At 35.9% G+C, this 23,956-nt stretch carries 21 protein-coding genes and 1 pseudogene; 15 read left to right on the forward strand and 7 right to left on the reverse strand.

Annotated features, from left to right (window positions below):
• The first annotated feature begins 18 nt into the window (after positions 1-18).
• Complete coding sequence (locus tag BM361_RS08110; protein WP_074978126.1) at positions 19-1,323, forward strand: TlpA family protein disulfide reductase; 1,305 nt, start codon at positions 19-21, stop codon at positions 1,321-1,323.
• A 35-nt stretch (positions 1,324-1,358) separates the two neighbouring features.
• Complete coding sequence (locus BM361_RS08115) at positions 1,359-1,940, forward strand: LOG family protein (protein ID WP_074978128.1); 582 nt, start codon at positions 1,359-1,361, stop codon at positions 1,938-1,940.
• Between the two features lie 67 nt (positions 1,941-2,007).
• Here the strand turns inward: BM361_RS08115 and BM361_RS08120 are convergent, their stop codons facing one another.
• Both BM361_RS08120 and BM361_RS08125 read right to left on the reverse strand, forming a co-directional pair.
• Entirely contained in the window at positions 2,008-3,552 is a 1,545-nt protein-coding gene (locus tag BM361_RS08120; RefSeq protein ID WP_038267375.1) for an Rne/Rng family ribonuclease, read from the reverse strand.
• A gap of 290 nt (positions 3,553-3,842) precedes the next feature.
• On the reverse strand, positions 3,843-4,133 hold the full coding sequence (locus tag BM361_RS08125) for an HU family DNA-binding protein (RefSeq protein ID WP_038267373.1): 291 nt from the start codon (positions 4,131-4,133) through the stop codon (positions 3,843-3,845).
• Positions 4,134-4,270: 137 nt separating this feature from the next.
• Here BM361_RS08125 and mutY point away from each other — a divergent pair, with 137 nt between their 5' ends.
• From mutY to gldD, 4 genes are read left to right on the forward strand one after another with little or no spacing between them, the layout of a single operon-like run.
• Positions 4,271-5,305, forward strand: a complete 1,035-nt coding sequence (gene mutY / locus BM361_RS08130) for an A/G-specific adenine glycosylase (protein WP_074978130.1) — start codon at positions 4,271-4,273, stop codon at positions 5,303-5,305.
• Positions 5,306-5,350: 45 nt separating this feature from the next.
• On the forward strand, positions 5,351-5,806 hold the full coding sequence (locus BM361_RS08135; protein WP_038267368.1) for a single-stranded DNA-binding protein: 456 nt from the start codon (positions 5,351-5,353) through the stop codon (positions 5,804-5,806).
• 23 nt (positions 5,807-5,829) lie between these two features.
• Positions 5,830-7,146, forward strand: a complete 1,317-nt coding sequence (gene gldE, locus BM361_RS08140; protein WP_074978132.1) for a gliding motility-associated protein GldE — start codon at positions 5,830-5,832, stop codon at positions 7,144-7,146.
• Positions 7,146-7,709, forward strand: a complete 564-nt coding sequence (gldD, locus tag BM361_RS08145; RefSeq protein ID WP_139226652.1) for a gliding motility lipoprotein GldD — start codon at positions 7,146-7,148, stop codon at positions 7,707-7,709. The genes gldE and gldD overlap by 1 nt, the downstream gene beginning before the upstream one ends.
• A 30-nt stretch (positions 7,710-7,739) precedes the next feature.
• Here the strand turns inward: gldD and BM361_RS08150 are convergent, their stop codons facing one another.
• Entirely contained in the window at positions 7,740-8,159 is a 420-nt protein-coding gene (locus BM361_RS08150) for a hypothetical protein (RefSeq protein WP_074978135.1), read from the reverse strand.
• Positions 8,160-8,308: 149 nt separating this feature from the next.
• On the opposite strand from BM361_RS08150, the gene BM361_RS08155 reads away from it, so the two are divergent.
• Positions 8,309-9,184, forward strand: coding sequence for a DMT family transporter (locus BM361_RS08155; RefSeq protein WP_038267357.1), 876 nt, complete (start codon positions 8,309-8,311; stop codon positions 9,182-9,184).
• A gap of 149 nt (positions 9,185-9,333) precedes the next feature.
• On the opposite strand, the gene BM361_RS08160 is transcribed toward BM361_RS08155, so the two are convergent.
• Positions 9,334-11,409, reverse strand: a complete 2,076-nt coding sequence (locus BM361_RS08160; protein ID WP_074978137.1) for a M16 family metallopeptidase — start codon at positions 11,407-11,409, stop codon at positions 9,334-9,336.
• Between the two features lie 19 nt (positions 11,410-11,428).
• A complete protein-coding gene (locus BM361_RS08165; RefSeq protein WP_074978138.1) occupies positions 11,429-12,751 on the reverse strand; it encodes a M16 family metallopeptidase in 1,323 nt (440 codons plus the stop codon).
• Between the two features lie 189 nt (positions 12,752-12,940).
• Between BM361_RS08165 and BM361_RS08170 the strand changes: the two genes are divergently transcribed.
• From BM361_RS08170 to BM361_RS08200, 7 genes are all read left to right on the forward strand, one after another.
• Positions 12,941-13,411, forward strand: coding sequence for a DUF4199 domain-containing protein (locus BM361_RS08170; protein WP_235444286.1), 471 nt, complete (start codon positions 12,941-12,943; stop codon positions 13,409-13,411).
• Between the two features lie 76 nt (positions 13,412-13,487).
• Positions 13,488-13,979 (forward strand): 50S ribosomal protein L21, encoded by a 492-nt coding sequence (gene rplU / locus BM361_RS08175; protein ID WP_038267349.1) that lies wholly within the window; start codon positions 13,488-13,490, stop codon positions 13,977-13,979.
• Positions 13,980-14,005: 26 nt separating this feature from the next.
• Entirely contained in the window at positions 14,006-14,266 is a 261-nt protein-coding gene (gene rpmA, locus BM361_RS08180) for a 50S ribosomal protein L27 (RefSeq protein WP_038267346.1), read from the forward strand.
• A 156-nt stretch (positions 14,267-14,422) separates the two neighbouring features.
• Complete coding sequence (locus BM361_RS08185; RefSeq protein ID WP_074978140.1) at positions 14,423-16,006, forward strand: tetratricopeptide repeat protein; 1,584 nt, start codon at positions 14,423-14,425, stop codon at positions 16,004-16,006.
• A gap of 170 nt (positions 16,007-16,176) precedes the next feature.
• On the forward strand, positions 16,177-19,038 hold the full coding sequence (locus tag BM361_RS08190) for a TonB-dependent receptor (protein WP_083425890.1): 2,862 nt from the start codon (positions 16,177-16,179) through the stop codon (positions 19,036-19,038).
• A gap of 15 nt (positions 19,039-19,053) precedes the next feature.
• The gene (locus BM361_RS08195) at positions 19,054-20,073 is read left to right on the forward strand and encodes a phytase (RefSeq protein WP_074978141.1); all 1,020 of its coding nucleotides are present in this window, start codon (positions 19,054-19,056) and stop codon (positions 20,071-20,073) included.
• A gap of 188 nt (positions 20,074-20,261) precedes the next feature.
• Positions 20,262-20,843 carry a DUF3332 domain-containing protein gene (locus BM361_RS08200; RefSeq protein ID WP_038267335.1) on the forward strand — a complete coding sequence of 194 codons (582 nt, stop codon included), beginning with the start codon at positions 20,262-20,264 and terminating at the stop codon, positions 20,841-20,843.
• Positions 20,844-20,911: 68 nt separating this feature from the next.
• Here BM361_RS08200 and BM361_RS08205 read toward each other — a convergent pair whose 3' ends face one another.
• A complete protein-coding gene (locus tag BM361_RS08205) occupies positions 20,912-22,225 on the reverse strand; it encodes a DEAD/DEAH box helicase (protein WP_074978143.1) in 1,314 nt (437 codons plus the stop codon).
• Positions 22,226-22,278: 53 nt separating this feature from the next.
• Between BM361_RS08205 and BM361_RS08210 the strand changes: the two are divergent.
• A pseudogene (locus BM361_RS08210) lies at positions 22,279-22,513 on the forward strand (VF530 family protein).
• A gap of 74 nt (positions 22,514-22,587) precedes the next feature.
• Here the strand turns inward: BM361_RS08210 and ahcY are convergent.
• Positions 22,588-23,904: an adenosylhomocysteinase gene (gene ahcY / locus BM361_RS08215; protein WP_038267327.1), complete on the reverse strand. Its 1,317-nt coding sequence runs from the start codon at positions 23,902-23,904 to the stop codon at positions 22,588-22,590.
• Positions 23,905-23,956 lie beyond the last annotated feature (52 nt).

Below are 23,956 nucleotides of genomic sequence, written 5' to 3' on the forward strand. Positions count from 1 at the left end.
TAGATTAAGAGCGCCTAAATGTTTAGAATTATTTGGTTACTACTACTTGTGTTACTGTCCTATTTTGGGGTAGCCCAAAATACAAATGACAAGCATATAATTACCTTGCCTATTTCAGAAAAAGAAGGGTTTGGTCCCTTCTCCCCGGAGTTTAAAGAATTAACGTATGATCCTGATGAATTTATAACGGATGAATGGAGTAATACCATAGAGACTGTTAGTGGTATTCCGGAGGATTGGGATAAACCTGTTGTTAAGCGTATTATTTTTGACATCTACCAGTTTACCTATCAAAATTATAAATTGGGAGCCATAAGTGAAGATTTCTTCAATCGAGTGAAGGTGTTGTGGCAGTGGGATCTCACTAACAGAGATCTTTCGGAGCAACCCATTCGTTGTTATACGCATATTGTAATGCATAAAACTCCTGGAGGCATCATTGAGTATAAAATTGATACAAATAATAATGATGATTTTAGTGATGATCGCATTATTTCATCGCCGATAATGGTGGTAGCGTTGGGAAATGAGGCAGGTGAGGAATATGCTCCCATGGTGCAATATGAGGCTTTTGTAAAGGGAGGTGTGGTTAAGAAATCGATTCCGGTGTTGATAGCCCAAAGTGGAATGAACAGGTTGTTATATAGTTTTCCGGTATATAAGGAAGCTACATTCAAAGGTGAGTCTCTGATATTGAGAGGAGATATTGTAAGTACCACATTTGATAAACGTACACTTATTGGGATTAAGGCGGATAAAGAGAATTTTAAGCCTATAGCAAAGGAGGGTATTTTAAAAATTGACGGGGTAAGTTATCAGAATATGGGTGTTGATGCCAATGATCAGTTGTTGCTTTTAGGGGAGAAGCCAAGTAATAAAAAGCGTGTTTATAAAAAACCAAATGTTGGGGATGATGCCATCGCTTTTTCCGGTAATGAATTTACTACCAACCAAAAAATAAGTCTTAGTGACTTTGAAGGTAAGTACTTATATCTTGAGTTCTGGGGGAGTTGGTGTGGTCCGTGTATGAAGGAGATCCCAAATGTTAAATACGCAAAACAAAATTTAGATCCTGCTTTGATATCTTTTCTGGGAATTGCATATGACAGGCCGGCGGAACTTGCTAAAACCATTAAAAAGAAAAAAATCACCTGGCCACAAATCCTTCATAACGGTGATAATAAGATTGCAGATATTTACGATGTTCAGAATTTCCCAAAATCGTATTTGATAGATCCTGACGGGAAGATAATTGCTGAAGATCTCAGTGGTAGCAAATTGATAAAAATTTTACAAAAGTATATTAACAAACGGTCTGAATGATTTAATAGCTTTGTGGTAAATCTAGCAAAGTAATTATGCAAAGTATAGCAGTTTTTTGTGCTTCCAGTAATGGTTGTGACTCTGATTTTGAAAAAATAGCTTATTCAGTTGGGGTTAAATTAGCAAACCAAAAAATTAAAATCGTTTATGGTGGTTCTAATGTTGGTTTAATGGGGGCTGTGGCAGACGGTGCTTTAAATGGTGCCGGAGAGGTTACGGGGGTCCTTCCAACTTTTTTACAGGAAAAGGAGATCGCGCATGATGGTCTAACAGAATTAATTCTGGTCGACTCTATGCATGAACGGAAAATTAAGATTTTCGAAATGTCGGAGGGGTCATTAACCTTACCGGGTGGTTTCGGTACGATGGATGAACTATTTGAAATGCTTACCTGGGCACAACTAGGAATGCATCATAAACCGATAGGGGTTTTGAATATAAAGGGGTATTATGACCCGTTAATTCAGTTGGTTGACAGCATGACTAAAAATGGTTTGTTGAAACAGGAAAATAGAAACATGATATTGTTTGAAGATGATTTAGATCGATTACTGCAAAGAATGGAGCATTATGCAGCTCCTAAGGTAGGTAAATGGATTACAACGAATCGGATATAAAATTATATAGGATCAGGTTCCAGGGATAGTTATAAATAAAAAACCACGCATAAATGCGTGGTTTTTTTTATTTCAATATTTTTCCGTTTTTATCTTTGAAACGGTATTCTAAATACGTGTAAGCGTCTCTTGGTAAAATCTTTACCCATTTTTTGTGTTCTAAAAACCATTTAGAACGGATGGATGGAAATCCTTTTGTTAGATAAGCGGCTATAAACGGGTGTGTGTTTAAAATGATTCCGTTTTTAGCTTTATCATTTTTAATAATTCTTTCAAGATCAAAAGTGATTTTATCAATCAAAACGATAGGAGCTTCCACTTCGCCATTGGCATTAGGGTTGTCCTCTCTTGTTTTAATTGTTAACTCCTGTCTTACTCTTTGTCTTGTAATTTGTATCAAGCCAAACTTGCTAGGGGGAAGGATCTTGTGTTTGGCTCTGTCGTCACTCATTTCTTCTCTTAAATGGTTGTATAATGTTCTTCGGTTTTCGGCATCAGACATATCAATAAAATCTACTACGATGATACCTCCCATATCCCGAAGTCGAAGCTGTCTCGCAATTTCAGTTGCTGCAATAAGGTTTACTTCCAGTGCAGTTTCTTCTTGCGATTTAGCTTTATTGGATCTGTTACCACTGTTAACATCTATAACGTGAAGTGCTTCGGTATGTTCAATTACCAAATAGGCACCTTTACTCATAGATACAGTACGACCAAAAGAAGTTTTGATTTGACGTTCAATTCCGAATTTTTCAAATACCGGAACAGGAGCGTTGTACATTTTTACAATGGATTCTTTTTTTGGAGCGATATTGCTCAAATAATCCTTAATTTGATAATAAAGCGTTTCATCATCTACATGTATTCCGGTAAAAGTATCGTTAAACACATCTCTTAAAATAGAGGCTGCACGATTCATTTCACTTAATACTTTTGATGGCTGAGGTGCTTTATAAATTTTTTTGCACATTGCTTGCCAACGATTGAGCAAGTTTTGCAAGTCTTTGTCCAGTTCGGCGACTTTTTTGCCTTCGGCTACAGTACGGACAATAACTCCAAACCCTTTAGGTTTAATGCTTTGTACGAGCCTTTTAAGTCTATCTTTTTCATCTTTGTCTTCAATTTTCTGAGAAACAGAAATTCGATTCGAAAAAGGCACCAACACCAAGTATCTTCCGGCTATTGAAAGTTCGGAACTAATTCTTGGGCCTTTGGTTGAGATAGGCTCTTTTACAATTTGAACGAGAATAGATTGATTGGCTTTAATAACATCATTAATAACGCCATCTTTGTCTATGTCTTCTTCAAATGGGAAATCTTTTAAAGAGAAATCTTTTAATTTACCTGTGCTTACACGTTTGATAAACTTTAACAAAGAAGAGAGTTGAGGTCCGAGATCGTGATAGTGCAAAAAAGCATCTTTTTCGTATCCTACATTTACAAATGCAGCATTTAAACCCGGAACTGGTTTTCTGACTTTGGCAAGCATAATATCGCCTACTGCAAAATCAGAACTGTTTTCTTCTTTGTGTAATTCTATCAGTTTTCCATCCTTTAATAAGGCAAAATCAACGTCAGAGGAACCAGATCGAACAATTAATTCTTTATTCACTCTGAATTGGTTTGTATCGACCCATAATTGGGAAGATGGATTAAACAAAATATTTTATTACACAGGTTCCTGTTATGAAACAGGATTAAACCCGGCGAAACCCCATAGGAAATCTATGAAATTTCTATTTCAATGAACAAACTGTTTTAAAAAGAAAAAGTAGTTGAAGAACTACTTTTTCTTTTTGTGGCGGTTAGCTCTTGCTCTTTTCTTACGCTTGTGCGTAGCCACCTTATGTCTTTTTCTTTTTTTACCGCTTGGCATAGGGTATAAATTTTATAGTTAATAAATTATTTTACGTCTACGTTCGCTTTAACGCCCTCTACAAATACTTTAGCTGGTTTAAAAGCAGGAATGTTGTGTGCAGGAATCTTGATGGTTGTGTTTTTAGAGATGTTTCTCCCGGTTTTTTCAGCTCTTGTTTTAATTATAAAACTACCAAAACCTCTTAAGTAAACATTATCTCCATTCTCTAAGGAGTTCTTTACTTCTTCCATAAAAGTTTCTACAGTTGCCTGTACATCTCCCTTTTCCATGCCAAGTTTTTCTGAAATTTTGGCTACTAGATCTGCTTTCGTCATTTTATTATTCTGTTTTTAAGACTATTATAATTTTTGGGGATGCAAATATATGAATTAATTAACCAATTAAAGAAACTCAATTAAGTTAAAATTAACCATATAACTTAGTATTTTTGACGATGTTATAAAAAAAGTGGATGTTTTCGAGTAAGATTATAGCTTGGTACAAGGAGAATATGAGGGTGCTTCCGTGGCGTAAAACAAGGGATCCGTACCGTATTTGGTTGTCAGAGATTATGTTACAGCAAACCCGTGTGGAGCAAGGTTTGCCATATTATCAAAAGTTTATAAAACACTATCCTACTGTATCTCAGCTTGCTGATGCTTCGGAGGAGGAAGTTCTTAAAATGTGGCAAGGTTTGGGGTATTATTCCCGAGCGAGAAACCTTCATGCTACTGCAAAATATGTGGCTCGAGATTTAAATGGAAAATTTCCGGATACATATAAGGAATTAAAGAAATTAAAAGGGGTTGGTGATTATACGGCTAGTGCGATTGCTTCATTTTGTTTTGACAGGCCTGAACCTGTAGTTGATGGTAATGTTTACAGGGTGCTATCTCGATACTTTGGTGTAGAAACTCCTATCAATAGTACGACTGGAATTAAGTATTTCAAGAGTCTTGCTGCCGAACTAATCGACAGATCCAGGCCTGCAGAATACAATCAGGGTGTTATGGAGTTTGGGGCCTTGCAGTGCAAACCGCAATCGCCAAGCTGCCGTGATTGTCCATTGAATGACGGGTGCGTAGCTCTGGAAAAAGACTTGATCAGTTCGCTCCCGGTTAAGCTAAAAAAAACAAAAGTTAAGGATCGGTTTTTTAATTATTTGATATTTCAATCAGGAGGAGAGACCCTAATTCAACAAAGAAAGGGGAAAGGTATTTGGCAAAATCTATATGAATTTCCTTTAATAGAGAGTGACGGAGAGCTTAGTATTGAAGAAATTGAAAATCATCCATTGTTTAAAGAGCGTTTGCAGGGGCGGGATTTTGAACTGAGCTTATATAATAGAGAAACCATTACGCATAAATTATCGCATCAACATATATATACTAAATTTTGGATTGTACATTTGCAGTCTTCAATTGAAAATGGAATTTCCTATCACGAATTAGAAGAATATCCAATGCCGGTTTTAATTGCCAACTTTGTGAAGGAATATAGTTTTTAGTTGTGGTAATTTTTTAATAATTTTGAGTTTAACACAAAAGTAACTATGAGCGGAACACTGAACAAAGTAATGTTGATTGGACATTTGGGAGATGAGGTTAAAATGACTTATTTCGATGGAGGAAATTGTATAGGTCGTTTTCCGTTAGCAACAAACGAATCATATACTAACAGGCAAACCGGTGAGCGTGTAACCTCTACCGAGTGGCATAATATAGTGGTAAGAAATAAGGCAGCTGAAATCTGCGAAAAATACCTTACCAAAGGGGATAAAATTTATGTTGAAGGAAGAATTAAGAACCGTCAATGGCAGGGTGAAGATGGACAAACCCGTTATACAACGGAGATACAAGTAACTGATTTCACATTTTTATCTGCCAAGAAAGAAGAAGGAGGAATGCAGCAATCATCTGCATCTCAACCGCAACAAAGGCAAGATCACAAACCTCAGTCTAATCCGGTTGCTCAAGAACCAGAACCAGACGACGACTTGCCATTTTAATTGTTTAACTAAACTGTACACATTTGGATCCTGAGCCCTCGAGTTTTTTATCAATTTTAATGGTTGTAGATACTGTAGCAACCACCAAGGTCATAGTTTTAGCTCTATTGTTAGCGTGTTCTGCACTTATATCGGGTGCAGAGGTAGCTTTTTTTACTGTTAATGAGAACGATCTCGATGATGATAATGGTAAAAACAGTAAAGATAAATTGGTATTGAAGCTATTAGAAACTCCCAAAAAGCTTTTCAACACGATTCTGGTATTTAATAATCTGATCAATATTTCTTTTGTGCTCCTATTCAGTGCAACCGCAAATTATTTCTTTGGCACTTTATCTTCATATTCATTAGGATTTATTGAATTGAAGTTTGTTGTTGAAGTAATTGTAGCGGCTTTCCTGATATTGATGTTTGGAGAAATTTTGCCTAAAATATATGTGACTAAAAATCAATTGCGGTTTGCGCGTTTCATGGCGCCTTCTCTGAATGTTTTAAGTAAGATACTTTCGCCTGTAAGTGTACCGATGCGTAATGCAAACAATTACTTTCAGGAGAAATGGGGTAAACAGAAATCTAATATTAGTGTAGATCAGCTATCCCAGGCATTAGAGTTGACCTCAGAAAGTGATACCACCTCAGAGGAGCAAAAAATCCTTCAAGGTATCGTTACTTTTGGAAATACAGAAACCAGGCAGGTTATGACACCCAGGATTGATGTGTTTGCGCTCAGTGAGGATACTAAATTTTCGGAAGTGTTTAAAGAGATCGTTAAAAATGGATATTCAAGAATTCCGGTATATAATGATCATATGGATAATATTACCGGTGTTCTGTATGTTAAAGATTTATTGCCTCATATAGATAAAAAATCTTTTAATTGGGTTTCTTTAAAGCGTGAAGCGTATTTTGTTCCGGAAAATAAAAAGCTGGATGATTTATTATTGGAATTTCAGGAGATGAAAAGTCATCTTGCAGTTGTAGTTGATGAATATGGAGGGACCTCCGGGCTAATTACTTTGGAAGATATTATTGAAGAAATTGTCGGAGATATTTCTGATGAGTTTGATGATGAGGATCTGATTTATTCGAAACTTGATGATAAGAATTTTGTTTTTGAAGGAAAGACGACCCTGAAAGATTTCTATCGGGTTATTCAGCTTGAAAATGAATCTATATTTGAAGAGAATAAGGGAGAATCTGAAACGATAGCTGGGTTTATTTTGGAGATTGCCGGTAGTTTTCCTAAAAAAGGAGAGCGCATAAATTATGAGAACTATACGTTTGTTGTAGAGGCATTGGATAAGAAACGTATCAAGCAAATCAAACTAACTATTAACTGATGAGAGAGATCAGAGGTCTTTTAATTATATTTTTATTGTTGAATGTTATCGCTTGTAAAGAAGATACGCTTCCAAAGCCTCAGGCTGTATTAAGATTGGAGTATCCTCAACCTCATTATGTTGATTTTCATTCGGATGATTGTCCGTTTAGTATGCAGCTTAATGGCATAGCTTCGTTGGTTCCGAAGGGTCAATGTGTTTATGATGTTAACTATGATTCTATGAAGGCTACTGTGTTTCTTACCTACAAAAGCGTTAACAATGACATTGAGAAGTTATTGAAAGATGCTGAGAAGTTAACCTATGAACACGTAGTAAAAGCGGATGCAATAGCTCCTAAGACTTTTGTGAATGAAGAGGATGGCGTTTATGGGATGTTCTTTAAAATTAGTGGTAATGCGGCTTCGCAATCACAATTTTATGTTACGGATAGTGTCAATCATTTTATAACAGGTTCGCTTTATTTTCATGCGAAGCCTAATTATGATTCAGTTTTACCCGCAGCAGATTATTTAGAAAATGACATTCGGAAAATGATGGAATCCATCAAGTGGAAGAAATAAAAAAAAGGCTACTCCAGTGTAGCCTTTTTTTTATTGATTACCAAGAAGGTCTTCGGCGTTCTTTATGCTTGAATTAATTTTTTCTTTCAGATCATTAACTTTAATATCTTCTTGTTCAAGTAATTGAATTTTTTCATCGAGACTATCTTTAGCAATAGTACCGCCAAACTGATCACCAAAATTTTTCATCCACGACATCATCATGTCATGAGATTCTTCAAGTTCTTGCTTTGCTTTCTCATAACTTTTTCCCATTTCGGTCGTGTCAATTTTACTGTCTAATTCTGTGATAAGGGTATTAATTTTACCCATTTTTGGCATCACTTCGTCATGAACTTTAAGCACTTCTTTTTTGAGAGAATCAAAAACCTCTTGTTTTGAGTTGTCATTTCCACAAGAAATCATGAGGAGTAATGCAAATAAACTGAATGCCATTTTAATTGTTTTCATAGTTGTGCTTTTTAATGAGTTGTTTATTAAATAATTAATTCCTTGAAAAAACGCTTATAAGTAAAACTTATTGAGCAATTACAAAAATAGTAATTAGGTGTATGGATAACTGTGATTTTAATGCGAATTTTGCGCCTTAACTTTTAAGTATGGGTGTACAAGGTAAAAAATGGATGTACCTTTTAGTGCTCACCTTAATTTGGGGAAGCTCTTTTATTCTTATTAAGAAAGGACTAGTGGGTTTGTCGGCAATTCAGGTAGGTGCTTTGAGAATTGTATTCACGGCTTTCTTTTTGTTTTCCGTTGGTTTCAAAAGAATGGGTGAAATTAAAAAGCAGCATTGGAAATGGATTGCTTTGTCTGGATTTTTGAGTTCTTTTTTTCCTCCTTTCTTCTTTGCAATGGCCCAGACTCAAGTGGATAGTGGTGTAGCTTCTGTGTTGAATTCACTTACCCCGTTAAACACCTTGTTAGCTGGAACACTCTTTTTTGGAATTACGACTTCACGAAAACAAGCCTATGGTGTTGTAATTGGTTTTGTCGGAACTTTGATATTAATTTTGAAAGGAGCAGAATTCAATCCGGATCAAAATTACTGGTACAGTATTTTAATTATATTATCTACATTAGGTTATGCATTAAATGTAAATATTATAAAAAAGCATCTTACTGATATCAGTGCTTTAGCGGTTACGACGGGTAACTTTGTTTTTATTGTTTTACCAGCATTCATCATTTTATGGGCGACAGGTTTTTTTGAAACTGTCATGGCATCAAAAGAGATGCAACTTTCTGTGTTGTACGTTACAATACTTTCTTTGTTTGGAACTGCATTTGCGAAAGTTCTTTTCAATAAATTGATACAAATAGCAAGTCCTGTATTTGCTTCTTCGGTTACTTATACAATGCCTTTATTGGCTATATTATGGGGCGTGCTGGATGGTGAGAGTTTTAGTTTTCTGCAGTTGATGGGGGGGTGTATTATTTTGGTTGGAGTGTATTTGGCAAATAATCGAAAGAAATGATATGACGGAGAATTATGTATGAAGAAGCCCTTTGCTGCGTTAACTTTTTCTGTAGCTATTTAGATAGGTAGATAGATTCTGATATTTTGAACGTATTAAAAAAGGGAGCTTATTGCGCTCCCTTTCGATTTGTTAATAAGAATAAATCATTAATTAAAATCGGCATCTGAAACGCCTTCGTTGATTTTTATTTCTTTTACTTCAAAGTCCATTTTTTGTGGTCCAAAAGTTTGGGACATTGTATAAGGAAATTTAATACCATCAACTTCTTTGTAGTTGTTGTAATAAATGGATGATGAAAAATCTTGTCCGTTTTGTTTGGTAGAAATTAGATCCTTAACCTTTAATCCGCTTTCAATACTGTAGAAGCTCGTTAGCTTATCAGAGACTTTTAATGCGTAAGCATCTTGCCCATCTACATTTTCAATACCGTTAAGTGATATATCACTATTGTTTATGTATTTTAATTCAGGGAAGGTGGTAGCGGTTAATTTAGATGATTTCAGATCTTCTTCGGACATTTCTTTTCTTTGACCCTGAACTACCGTATATCCTTTATCTCCGTTTACAACTTGTTTATTTAGTGAATTCCCCATCATCTTGATGTCTACAGCCATTTGATTGTTTGGAGTTGTTTTAACTTCCATGTTTATTGACATACCCTGCATTTCAGCTTCGGCAGTTTTATATATGGATTTTACCATTTTGAGTTTATCAACGCCTCCGATAGCCTTAAGATATTTTTCTACGACATTGTTTGCGGTTAGTCCTTCCGGAACCGTTTTTTTAAATTCCGGCTTTTCTACCTCCTTAGCGAACTTGTCATAGTATTTGATCACTGTCGATTTGCCATTCAATTTTGTGTTTTCAAGTCCATCGATAACATCACTGCCTTTTCCTACGATAACAATTCTGGCATTGTCATACAAGAAATATTTGTTGGCTGCGTTTTTAACGTCTGCCACGGTAACAGCATTAATTTTTTGAAGATATGTTTCGTAGAAATCTTCAGGAAGATTTTGAGTTTTAATATTCAATGCATAGCGGGCTACCGTACTTGGGTTTTCTAGCGCCATCACAAAATTTCCAAGGTATTTAGCTTTGGCGTTTTGAAGTGTTTCTTCTTTTACGTCTTCAGTTCTGATACGATTGATCTCTTTCATGAATTCGACCACAGAGCTGTCTGTCACCGCATTTCTCACCTTTGCTGAGGCCTGGAATAAACCGGCTCCATACTTATCCGTGTTAACCGATGATCTGGCTCCATAAGTGAAACCGTGTTCTTCTCTAAGGTTCATGTTAAGGTAGCTTCCAAAACTTCCACCCAGGATATGATTGGCCATTAAGGCGTTAAAATAGTCAGGGTCCGACATTTTTAAATCTATATTATTAACCACTTTGATTTCTGATTGAACGGCATTAGGCATGTCGACAAAATTAATCTGCGTGTATTGTAGATTGTTAGGAGCGGAGTAGGACACTTGTGGTGCCTTGGCCTTATTCCATATTGAGAAGTTCTTTTTTACTAATTTTTTAGTTTGCTTACTATCAACATCTCCAACAATAACCAGGTAGGCTTTTTCGGGAGCAAAATACTGACTGTAAAAATTTTTAATATCATTAAGAGTGACATTATTTACAGTTTCTTCCGTAATGAATTCTCCATAAGGATGTTCTTTACCATAAGCCAGGGCATTTTTAACTCTGTTTGAAATGGCGGCAACATCTTTTTCCTGTGATTTTAACCCTGTAAGAAGTTGTTCTCTTTGTTTTTCGAACTCTTCTTGTGGGAATACAGGATTCAATGCTCCGTCAGCCATTAGTCCCAGAATCTCCTCGAAATATTTGGAAAGACAGCTTGCCGACGCTCCATTTGATCCATAATTAATACTGGCACCGAGATAATCGATTCGTTCGTTAAAGGCATCTTTGCTCATGTTTTTTGTTCCACTTCCTAAAACGGAGCCAGTTAGACTTGATACACCTGCTTTGTTGCCTTCATAGATAGGTGCATTGTCGATACTTAGACTCACAGATACTCTAGGGAGTTTATGGTTTTCAACGATCATAACAGTTAAGCCATTGTTCAGTTGAAAAGTTTCCGGCTGTCCTAAATTAATTTTTGGGGTTGGCCCGGGTTCAGGTTGTTTCGATCTATCGATTTGCGCTTGTGTTAATACAACACAGAATAGAAAAGCTATAATGGATACTATTTTTATTTTCATTGTTTTTTGTTTGATGGTGTTATTTAGCAGATTCAGGTAAATACTCTAACTTCAGGCGTTGGTTCTTGTTAAGGTATTTTTTGGCGACATTTCTGATGTCTTCTCTGGTAACTGATCTGTAGATTTCGATTTCTGTATTGATCAGGTTCGTGTCGTCGTATAACATATAGTTTCGCGCTAAAGAATTTGCGATTCCCTGAATGCTCGAATTGGAGTTAACAAAATCATTTTCTAATTTATTTTGAAGCTTTTGATAATCCTTTTGTGAGATTAGTTCTGTTTGAAGTTTGGTGATTTCTTCATCAATTTCAGTTTCTAAAAGGCTCAATGGTTTGTCGCCTAATGGAAGTGCAAAGATGTTATACATGCTATAATCTTCTTGTGCTCTGTTGAAGGCGAATACCTGTAGTGCAGATTTGTTTTCGTCTACCATTTTTTTATACAGCTTAGAGGTTTTACCATCGCTTAAATAGGTTGATATCATATTTAGAACGTATGCATCTTTTTCTGTCATGGCAGGAGTTCGATAGCATAGTGCTAAAGCGGGAATCTGGATATTCGAGTCGTATTCGGTGACTTTAATTTCTTGAGTAATAGGCTGCTCTTTAGGGAAATTCCTGATGATTGGCTCTCCTTTTGGGACCGCACCAAAATAACCTTTAATGAGTTGCTTGGTTTCGTCGATATCAATGTCTCCGGCTACTACCAGAACAGCGTTGTTAGGCACGTAGTATTTGTTGTTAAAGGCAATAAACTCATCAAGGCTGGCGGCATCTAAATGTTCCATAGAACCTATTACTGACCAACGATATGGGTGGTTTTTGAATAAGTGTGGTTGTACTGCGGTACCATAAATAAGTCCTCCGTAAGGGGAATTATCAACGCGTTGTCTTTTTTCCTCTTTTACGACTTCGTTTTGAGTGTCGACACCAATTTGGTTAATAACAGGGTGTAGCATTCGTTCAGATTCCATCCAAAGGCCTAATTTCAGGTTGTTTGAAGGGAAGGTTTCGTAATAATAGGTTCTGTCTGTAGTAGTGTTTGCATTATTACTGCCTCCGTTTGAACTAACGATATTAAACCATTCGCCACGTTCAATGTTTTTAGTTCCTTCGAATAATAAATGTTCAAAGAAGTGTGCGAATCCTGTTCTTTCAGGGTTTTCGTCTTTTGAACCTACATGGTACATAACGGAAGTCGTGACTACCGGAGCACTATTGTCCTGATGTAAAATTACATGTAGACCGTTTTCGAGGTCGTACTCTTCAAAAGCAACTTCCTGGGCTATACCGTTTGTTACAGTAAAAAATAAAGAAGTTATCGCTAAAATTGTTCTCTTCATTACTATAGATGATTTGATTAATGTGTATGTTAATTAGTGTTCTTAAGTACATTAATGTTACAAAAGTTTTTTCTTACAACAAATATAGTTTTTGTATAATGCAGGTAGAAATAAATCAGCTCTTATAACAAAAGTTTAAACCAATAGCTTAATAATTTTTCGTAAATTAATGGTGAAAATCAAAAAGTTATGAAAAAAATGGGATCATTTAAAATAAATTTCAGGTATGGTGCTATAATAGCGATTGTTTTGATAGCATATTTTTTAATTGTTCGTCTTTTTGGATTACATGAAAATCCATGGTTGAGAGTTTTGAATGGTGTCATCGTGGCCTATGGAATCTATGCAGCGATACGATTCAGACGTCTGACAGAAGGTGAAAAGTTTAATTATTATTCAGGATTTCGCACAGGAATATTCACCGGATTTATTGCCACACTTCTTTTTGTTGGCTTCATGGCTTTGTATATGTTTCATATTGACCCTGAGTTCCCAAAAGCTATTATGAAGGGTTGGATTGAAGAATACTATCAGGGTCCGGGTATATTAGTTTTTGTTTTAATCGTTGAGGGTTTTGCCTCTACGGTAGTATTGACCCTGGCTTTCATGCAGAAATTCAAACCAAGTTGGAACACAAAAAAATCCCCTCAAAACACATAAAAACATTTGTTGTTTAGATATTTAGCGGTATATTTGCACTCATTTTGTGTAAAAAATAAATTTTAAACGAATCGCTATGTATGCAATTGTAGAGATAGCAGGGCAGCAATTTAAAGTTGCGAAAGACCAAAAAGTATTCGTTCACCGTTTAGGATCTGAGGAAGGTTCAAAAGTTTCTTTTGACAATGTACTTCTTTTAGATGACAACGGAAACGTTACAATTGGCGCCCCGGCTATAGACGGAGCCGCAGTAGAGGCAAAAGTCGTTAAGCACCTTAAAGGAGATAAGGTGATAGTTTTCAAAAAGAAAAGACGTAAAGGTTACAGAGTGAAAAATGGTCACAGACAAGCTCTTACTGAAATCGTAATTGAAAACATTGTGGCTTCTGGTTCAACGAAAAAAGCAGCAGCTAAAAAAGAAGCTCCAAAGAAAGAAGCTAAATCAGCTAACGAGTCTGAAGATTTAAGCAAAAAGACTGTAGTTGAATTAAAAGAAATGGCAAAAAGTAAAGGTATTGAAGGCTATTCTTCTATGAAGAAAGCTGAACTAATAGCTGCTTTAAGTTAATTTTAAAACCTTAAAATCTTAAAGAAATGGCACATAAAAAAGGTGTAGGTAGTTCTAAGAACGGTAGAGAGTCAGAATCGAAACGCTTAGGTGTTAAGATTTTTGGAGGGCAAGCTGCTATAGCTGGAAACATTATTGTTCGTCAGCGTGGTACTGCTCACAACCCAGGTAAGAATGTTTACATGGGGAAAGACCACACATTACATGCTGCTACAGACGGTATTGTAAAATTTGAAAAGAAAAGAAACAATAAGTCATACGTTTCAATTGAACCTTTCGAGGCATAAGAATTGATTTATTTTTCAAACTTACAAAGCCCTTACTGAAATTCAGTAAGGGCTTTTTGTTTGCTGTTTTATTACTTTTTTATAACCGCTGCTTAACACCTTGGATATAGTGTGGTACTATATTGTTTGGTTTAATTGAATCAAGCTTGTTTGCGGATGATTAAGGAGCGTATAGTTTTTTTAATGCTTTTGATGTTTGGCCTTCAGATGCATTACAGTCAGGATCTACCTGAAAAGGATAAATTAAATCCGGTTGGCACTTCTTTTCTCGGGTTTAAAAATCGCCTGAAGGATGCGATTCGAAAACAAGACACTTCAAACATTATTTATAATCATATTTTACTGGCAGATTTTTATCATGATCTGGGAGTTACAAATGAAGCGGTTCATCATTATAATGAAGCATTACTTTTTCATTCAAAAGTATCAGATTCCACTCATGTGATCATTCTCAATAATTTGGGGAGTATTAATTTAGAGGCAGATCAATATGCCATTGCCAAAAGTTATTTGCAAAAGAGTTTGCGTTTATCGAGAACTATTGACTTTCAAAAAGGGGAGGCTGTAGCATATGCATCTTTGGGAGCAGTTTATGAAAAGGAAGGTGAATATGACCAGGGCTTAAAATGTCAAAATAAAAGTTTACGATTGTTTAGTGCCTTAAGTGATTATGAAGGGCTTGCTGTGGTGTATGAGAATATAGGGAGTATATATGAAGATCTTCAGCAATACGATAAGGCTTATACCTATTTTAAAAGCGCGTATGAATATTTTTATCGCGTGAATGATGACAGAAAAATTAGTATTCTCAACAACCTGGGTGATGTAAACAGGAAGAAGGGTGATTTTGAAAAGGCGTTTTTCTACACCAATAAAGCCAAATATGAAGCTGAACAAACGAATAATGTTCATCAGTTATCTAGTGCTTTAAAGGACCTTTCTAAAACCTCTAAACTTACCGGAGATCATCTAAAGGCATTCGACTATTTAAATGCATCTATTTATAAATATAAGGAGGAGCAGAAGTTAAGGAGGATACAACAAATGAATACGCTGCAAATTGTGTATGGGGTGAAAGAAAGAGAGGCTAAGATTGCTTTGCTAACCAAGCAAAATGAGTTAAACAGAGCCAATCAAAGAACAGTGGTATTTGTGATCTTTTTAGTGATAATCATATTCGTGATTGTCTTTTTTAATTATCGGAAAAAGAAAGATCAACGGTTTAAAATAGAGCAATATAAGCAGCAACTATTGAAGGCTGATCTGGATAAGAAGATAGCCGAAGAGGAAAGTCTTCAGCGAGAGATACAAATAAAGACTTCTTCGCTTTCCAAATACAGTTTGCACCTTGCACATAAGAATAAAGTTTTATCGGATGTTTCAAGCACCTTGATAAAGCTAAAAGACAGAGAACGAATGTTTATAAAGCCTAAACTTGAAGGATTAATAGCTGAGATAAAGGCTGATATTGAGGATGAACAGGGTTGGGTAGATTTTATTAAATATTTCGAACAAATTCACCCTGATTTTTTTAAGAAGATCCATAAAGTAACTTCGGGGAACTTGAGTACAGCGGAAATGAGGTTATGTATGTTGTTGAGACTTAGCCTTACGTCAAAAGAAATAGCATCTGTTTTAAGAATTACTCCTGATAGTATTCGAATTGCACGTTATCGCTTAAGGAAAAAACTTCTTTTGGAAAAAGGGAGTAACCTTCAAAATTTTATGCTGGATTTATAAGCATTGCCTGCCTTTTGTAAATCGAAAGTTAAGGAGATGTTTCGAAACCTTAAATGTTGCTTTTTAGTTAAGGGTATAATGTAGTGATCTTTACATTTTGTTATCCTGATATTTAAATCCAAAGGTGTTGTAAATCATAGTTTTGAAATGAAAACCAAACCATAAAAACAATGAAATTAATCAACGCTAAAAGACTGTTAATTGTTACGTTTATTTTAGGCCTCTTTACGAGTCATATTATTGCTCAGGAGGGTGCTGTACAAGGAGTTATTGTAGATAATTATGGAATTTATGTTCCGGGTGCCTCAATTGAAATTACTTCCTTAAAAAAGGGAACTGTATCTAATCAAAATGGTAAATTCACTATCGTCAACGTGCCAGAAGGTTCACACACTATACTTATTAAATATTTAGGATTTTCAGATAAGTCAGTTGAAGTGAAGGTGGATTCAAAGCAGACAACTTCTATAGTGGTTGAACTATCCCCATCGGATGTAGTATTAGATGATGTGGAAGTTGTGGGTAATTTTTTAGGAGGTCAGGCAAGGGCTTTAAATACGCAAAAAAACAATCCTAATATTACCAATGTGGTCTCTACGGAGCAAATCGGTAAATTCCCTGATGCGAATGTGGGTGATGCATTAAAGCGTATACCTGGGATCACTATGCAGGTGGATCAGGGGGAAGCGAGAAATATTATTATACGAGGATTGGCTCCCCAGTTAAATTCAGTTACGCTTAACGGAAGCAGAATTCCTTCTGCCGAGGGCGATAACAGAAATGTGCAAATGGACTTAATTCCATCGGATATGATTCAAACCATCGAGGTAAATAAGGCTGTAACACCAGATATGGATGCTGATGCTTTAGGGGGATCGGTCAATCTTGTTACACGTTCTACACCGCAGGATTTCAGACTTTCTGTTACTGCCGGTTCAGGAGTCAATACTATTTCTGATAAGGCCATTTACAACGGGTCTTTCATATTGGGGGATCGTTCAGCAAATAAAAAGTTTGGTTGGATGATTTCTGCCTCCATTAATGATAATGATTTTGGTTCGGATAATGTCGAGGCAGAATGGACTGATGAATTCGAGTATAATACCGGTAATCAGGATGCAGATGGAGAGGATATTCTAGAGGAGATGGAAGTGAATCCATATGCCAATGTTTTTGAAATCAGAAAATATTTGGTTCAACGTATCAGGCGAAGTTTTGCTGCTAATGTTGATTATGAGTTTGATGATAATAATTATGTGTTTCTTAAAACAATGTACAATTGGAGGGATGACCGTGAGAACAGATATCGCCAGGAAAGTGAGATTTTGGATGGAGATGATATATCGCAAGGGGATTTTATAATAAATAATGGGAATCTGGTTCGTTTTCCTGTGGAATCAAAACGACAAACGAAAGGAGGTATTGATAATAAGCGATCTAAAAACAGAAGACTTGAAGATCAAAGAATGCAAAATTACAGTTTGGGAGGAGAGCATTTGTTTGGAAGTCTTCAGGTAGATTGGCTTACCTCCTACGCAAAAGCGTCAGAAGAGCGTCCTGACGAGCGTTATCTGGAATACGAAGGTGAGTATAGTATTAATAATGAAATCAACAGCAGAGAGCCTTATTACAGTCCTGTTGATGATGCCGACCTTGCATTAAATAATTTTGAATTTGGCGAGCTGACGGAAGAACATCAATATACTGATGAAAAGGACTTTAATTTTTTTGCAAATTTTACCCTTCCGGCCGATTTGTTTAATAATGGGGATGGGAGTATCAAATTTGGAGTGAAAAGCCGTTACAAGAAAAAAGAGCGAGACAATAATTTTTATGAGTATGAACCTTTAAGCGGGCTTCAAACTTTGGCCGACGTAAGTACTCAGGATTACTCAGATACTGATTTTACTGCAGGGGATAAATACCAGGTAGGAAAATTTGCTTCTTCGGAGTATTTGGGGAATTTAAATTTAAATAACTCAAGTAGTTTTGAAAGGGAGGATGTGCCTGATGAGTATTTGACCGCGAATTATAATGTTGATGAGACAGTTTATGCCGGGTATATAATGGTGGATCAGAAACTAACGAATAAATTAAGTTTACTTGCCGGAGTAAGGTTAGAAAATACTAAGGTTGAAAGTGTTGGTAACGAATTGACATTGAATGACGATGGGGATTTTGAAGGTTCTATGGAAGTAAAAGGGGAGAGTTCATATCAAAACATAATGCCCGGACTTCATTTTAAATATAATTTAAACGAGAAAACAATATTGCGTTTAGCCTGGACAAATACACTTGCAAGACCGAACTATGAAGACTTGGTGCCTTCAAGTGAGATTAACCAGGAAGATGAGGAGATTATAGTTGGAAATGCAGATTTAGATCCAACAACCTCCATGAATTTTGATTTTATGGCTGAGTATTATTTTCAGAATGTTGGTATTTTATCCGGAGGGGTGTTTTATAAGGATATAGATCAGTTTATCTATACTTTCACCTATGAGGATGCAGCAACAGGGTTTGATGTTTTTACCCCATTGAATGGTGATAATGCATATGTATATGGAGCGGAAGTCTCATTACAGCGCCAGTTGGATTTCTTGCCGGGTTTTGCTAAGAATTTTGGAGTTTATTTAAATTATACCTATTTGAACTCTAATGCTAATGGTATAAGAAATGAGGACGGAAATGAACGTGGAGATTTGGGATTGCCGGGAGCTACTCCAAACATGTTTAACGGATCTCTGTCATATTCAGGAAAACGCTTTACCGCACGACTTTCTGCTAACTACTCGGATGCATATCTGGATGAATTAGGGGGGAATGGTTTTGAGGATCGTTATTACGACGATCAGTTTTTCCTTGATTTTAATGCTGCTTATGCTATTAATAAGAATTTAAGAGTGTATGCGGATATTACGAATATAACCAATCAACCATTAAGATATTACCAAGGCGTTCGAAATAGAACAATGCAAATGGAATATTACAGAAGTAGAATTAACTTAGGGTTGAAATACGACTTATTTTAAATACGACTTACAATAATGATTAAAAGAATAACAAGCATAATTGGTCTGTTGGGTATTTTGGTGGTAGTTGGATGTGAGGAAAAATTATCACCTGTAGCCCCGGACGTTATAACGGAAAAAGTAAATTATGATACGGATGATCCTGCTATATGGATTAATCCGGCGAACCCTTCAGAAAGTGTTGTCTTTGGTACCGATAAAGACACGGATGGAGCCATTTATGCTTTTGATTTGGAGGGGAAGGTGATTGAGGATATGGTAATCAGGGGTATTCGATATCCAAATAATGTTGATGTTGCTTATAACTTTAGAGTTAATGACTCATCAATGGTTGACATCATTGCTTTTACAGAGCGGGAGCGAGGTATGTTAAGATTGTTTTCTGTTCCCAATATGAAACCTTTAGACCGAGGCGGCTATCCGGTTTTTGAAGATGAGGAAAATCCTGAATTTCGAAGACCAATGGGGATTAGCCTGTATAAGAATCCTGATAATGGTTTAACATATGCTATCGTAAGCAGGAAGAATGGGCCTAAGGAGAATTATCTATATCAATATCTTCTTTATGCGGATAGTTTAGGTGTTCATGCTAAGTTGGAGCGAAAATTTGGAAATTTTAGTGGTATAAAGGAGATAGAAGCTATAGCGGTAGATGATGAAAACGGCTATGTGTATTATTCTGATGAGGGTGTTGCTATACGCAAGTACCATGCTAATCCGGAAATGGGTGCTACAGAATTGGCTTCATTTGGCGGGGAATATTTCAAAGATGATATTGAGGGCATTGCCATAGCTAAGCATGAGGATGGGGGCGGATATATAATCGTTTCTGATCAACAGAAGGGGCAATTCAATATTTTTTCACGAAAGGAGAATAGGTTTGTTAAAGCTATTAATTTGAGCACTACAGAGACCGATGGTTGTGAGGTGGTGACATATCCTTTGAATAAGGTTTTTTCCAAAGGCTTGTTTGTCGCCATGAATGATGATGGTACTTTTTACTTTTATAATTACGATAAATTACAATTGGAATAGGTGGCGGACCTCGGGTTTAATCTTTCGAAAAGCATCTCTCTGTCCTGGGAGATGCTTTATTTTCTTAATCTTCTAATTTCTAGACAGTAAAAAAGCCGGTTACTTTTTTTAAAGCACAATAGTCTGTAATAGTATGTAAAATTTTTCATATATTTAATACCGTATAACCATTATTTAAATCATCAGATATGAAAAAATTAGCTTTATGTTCAGTGTTGTCACTGTCGTTACTTTGTACAAGTTGTTTAGGTTCTTTTAGTGCTTTTAATAATTTAAAGGACTGGAACCAGGGGGTGAGTGAGAATAAGTTTCTTAATAACCTTATTTTTTGGGGATTAAACATAATACCTGTATATGGATTGTTTTTCCTTGGTGATGCCATCATCTTTAACGTGATTGAATTTTGGTCAGGATCTAATCCAATCGCGATGAATGATGGTGAGGTTGAAACTCAGATTGTAGAAAAGGATGGGAATACCATTGAAATGACAGCAATGAAAAACAGAATGTTTATCAAGGTTGTAGATGGTCCGAAAAAAGGAGAAAAGTTAGAGTTGTTCTACAAGCCGGATGAAAAGTCTTGGAACGCTATTAAGCCTAGTGGTGAAATGATCAAGTTGTCTTCTTTTGAGCAAGGGTTCTATTACGTGTATTTACCGAACGGAGAAAAAGTACAATTAGACGCTAACACATCTCAGGAAGAGGGGTTAGTAATGATTAACAAAGCAGTTTCTCAGCATTATGGAGAAGGTATGGTGGCTGAGTATTAAGAGAAGTATATTATTCCAAGTAAAAAACTCCTGTGTGATAACATACAGGAGTTTTTTATTTTACGGTATTACGCAATAGATATTTTTGGTGATTTTTTCTTTAATTTTTTTCCTTGAGAAGCCTTTATAGTTAAATTGGCTTTTTCTCTTTTAATAGCTATGAAAGAGTCAAAATCATTAACTTCCATGAGTCCGAGATCGTCTTTTTTCATAAAATCAAACTGAAGGAAGTAGCCTACCAGGTCAAACTTACTTATCTTATTTTTTTTGCCCTTATTTATATGTAATGTAATGTAATCGGGTTTTCCAATGCGTGCATTTTCTTTTAAATCAAATAAAGAAGGATCTTCATCTAGATATTCAGGTACGTAATCTTCTTCAGTTAGAATAAGGATGCTTGTCCCAGAAGCTTTCATTCTGGCGGTTCTTCCGTTTCTGTGAATAAAAGAGTCTTCTTTATAAGGGATTTGATAGTGAATTACATAATCTAAATCAGGAATATCAATACCTCGAGCGGCGATATCAGTTGCGACAAGTATTTGAACGCTACCGTTTCTAAATTTGGTTAATTCAAATTCGCGTTGTTTTTGTTCGAGACCACCATGAAATAGTGCATAGATAATACCTCTATTGTCCAGTTGTTCGCTAATTCGATCACAAGCATCTCTATGGTTTGAGAATACGATAGCATTTTGTCCTTTTTTTAAATTGTTCAAAACTGCGATAAGTCCCTCTAGTTTTTCATCTTTCGGAACTATAATTTTTTGAATGGAAAGAGAAGCTTTTTCCTTCTCTTCAAATTCAATGGTATAAGGGTTGTCAAAATCCAGATAGTCTGGTAATTCAATAGTCTTGGTTGCCGAAACAAGGATTTTATGCTGAACGTTATCTAATTGCTTTGTAATGAATTTCAATTCGTTAGTAAAGCCAAATTCTAACGATTTATCAAATTCATCAAAAACTAATTGGGTAATACTGCTTGTATCAAAAGTAGCTCGTTCAATATGGTCTTTTATTCTTCCCGGTGTTCCCACAAGTATGGAAGGAGGAACAGAGAAGTTCTTTCTTTCAATACTAAAAGGATGACCGCCATAACAAGAATTTACCTTTAAATCGAGTTTCATTTGCTTAAGAACACTCTCTATTTGTAAAACCAATTCTCTTGTAGGGGCAATGATAAGGGCTTGAACCTCATTTTTTTGCTTTAACTTAGGGAGTATGCTTAGTAAATAAGCTAAAGTTTTACCACTTCCGGTAGGAGCAAGAAGTATGACATTATTATTTTTGTGAGTTGCAACCTGGGTTGCTTTTTGCATCTTATTAAGAGACTCAAATCCTAAGGTTTTAAGTATCGAGGATTGATTTATTTTAATGGATTTCATTTTACAAAGGTAATTGAACTATATTTAGTTAATAAAAAACACGAATTAAGAAATTGAAAGAAACGCAGACTAACAATCCACTACACGGAAAGACTTTAGAAAATGATTCTTAATGAGTTGGTAGATTACTACGGTTGGGAGCATTTAAGCACAAAGGTTACTATAAATTGTTTTACTAATGATCCCAGTATTAAATCGAGCTTAAAGTTCCTTAGAAGAACACCGTGGGCAAGGAGCAAGGTGGAAAAAGTGTATTTGGAAATGCAGGATAAAAAATCTGGTTTTTAGAATTTAATAGTACAATATTAATAAAATAAGGCTGCCTTAATTTAAAGACAGCCTTTTTTATTTATAAGATAAATTTAATACCTGTAGTATTCAGGTTTGAAAGGTCCTTCAACCTCTACACCAATATATTTAGCTTGTTCTTCGTTTAAGGTCTCCAGTTCTACCCCAATTTTTTCTAAATGAAGTCTTGCTACTTTTTCATCTAAATGTTTTGGTAGCATATAAACTTCATTACCATATTTATCACTATTCTTCCAAAGTTCGATTTGAGCCAAAGTCTGGTTTGTAAATGAATTACTCATCACAAAGCTTGGATGTCCGGTTGCACAACCTAAGTTTACCAATCGACCTTCTGCTAAAAGAATGATATCATTACCATTGATAGTGTACTTATCTACTTGTGGCTTGATATTAACGAATGATTCTCCGTGGTTTTCCTTTAACCAGGCAACATCAATTTCATTATCAAAATGCCCAATATTACAAACGATGGTTTTGTCTTTCATTTTTTCAAAATGACGTCCAACCACAATATCCTTATTACCTGTAGTGGTAATAACAATGTCGGCTTTATTTATGACATTGTCCAGACGTTTAACTTCGAAACCATCCATGGCAGCTTGTAAGGCACATATCGGGTCAATTTCTGTAACGGTTACGATGGCTCCAGTTCCTTTGAAGGAAGCAGCAGTTCCTTTTCCTACATCACCATATCCGCAAACCACCACTCTTTTACCTGCCAGCATGATGTCGGTTGCACGACGAATCGCATCAACTGCACTTTCTCTACACCCGTATTTGTTGTCAAATTTAGATTTGGTAACAGAGTCATTTATGTTAATTGCAGGCATTGGCAAGGTGCCATTTTTCATACGTTCATATAAGCGATGAACTCCAGTAGTAGTTTCTTCTGACAATCCTTTAACGGCATTCGCTAATTCCGGATATTGGTCTAAAACCATATTGGTTAAATCACCACCATCATCAAGGATCATATTTAGCGGTTTTCTCTCTTCACCGAAGAAAAGAGTTTGTTCTATACACCAGTCAAATTCTTCTTCGTTCATACCTTTCCATGCATAAACGGGAATACCAGCAGCGGCAATTGCAGCAGCAGCATGATCTTGTGTAGAGAATATATTACATGAACTCCAGGTTACTTCAGCGCCAAGAGCTACCAATGTTTCAATTAAAACAGCAGTTTGAACGGTCATGTGCAAACAACCTGCAATTCGAGCACCTTTAAGGGGTTGCTCATCTTTATATTCTTCACGGAGTGACATCAATCCTGGCATTTCAGCCTCTGCTAATTCAATCTCTTTTCTACCCCAATCCGCCAAAGAAATGTCTTTTACTTTGTATGGTACGTATGGAATTGTTTTAGTACTCATATTACTTTTATATTTTTACGTCTTTAAATGTGTTTAAATACATTAATTTGTG

Origin of the sequence: Zhouia amylolytica, assembly GCF_900116365.1 — a bacterium.
In the GTDB taxonomy this organism is placed as follows: domain Bacteria; phylum Bacteroidota; class Bacteroidia; order Flavobacteriales; family Flavobacteriaceae; genus Zhouia; species Zhouia amylolytica.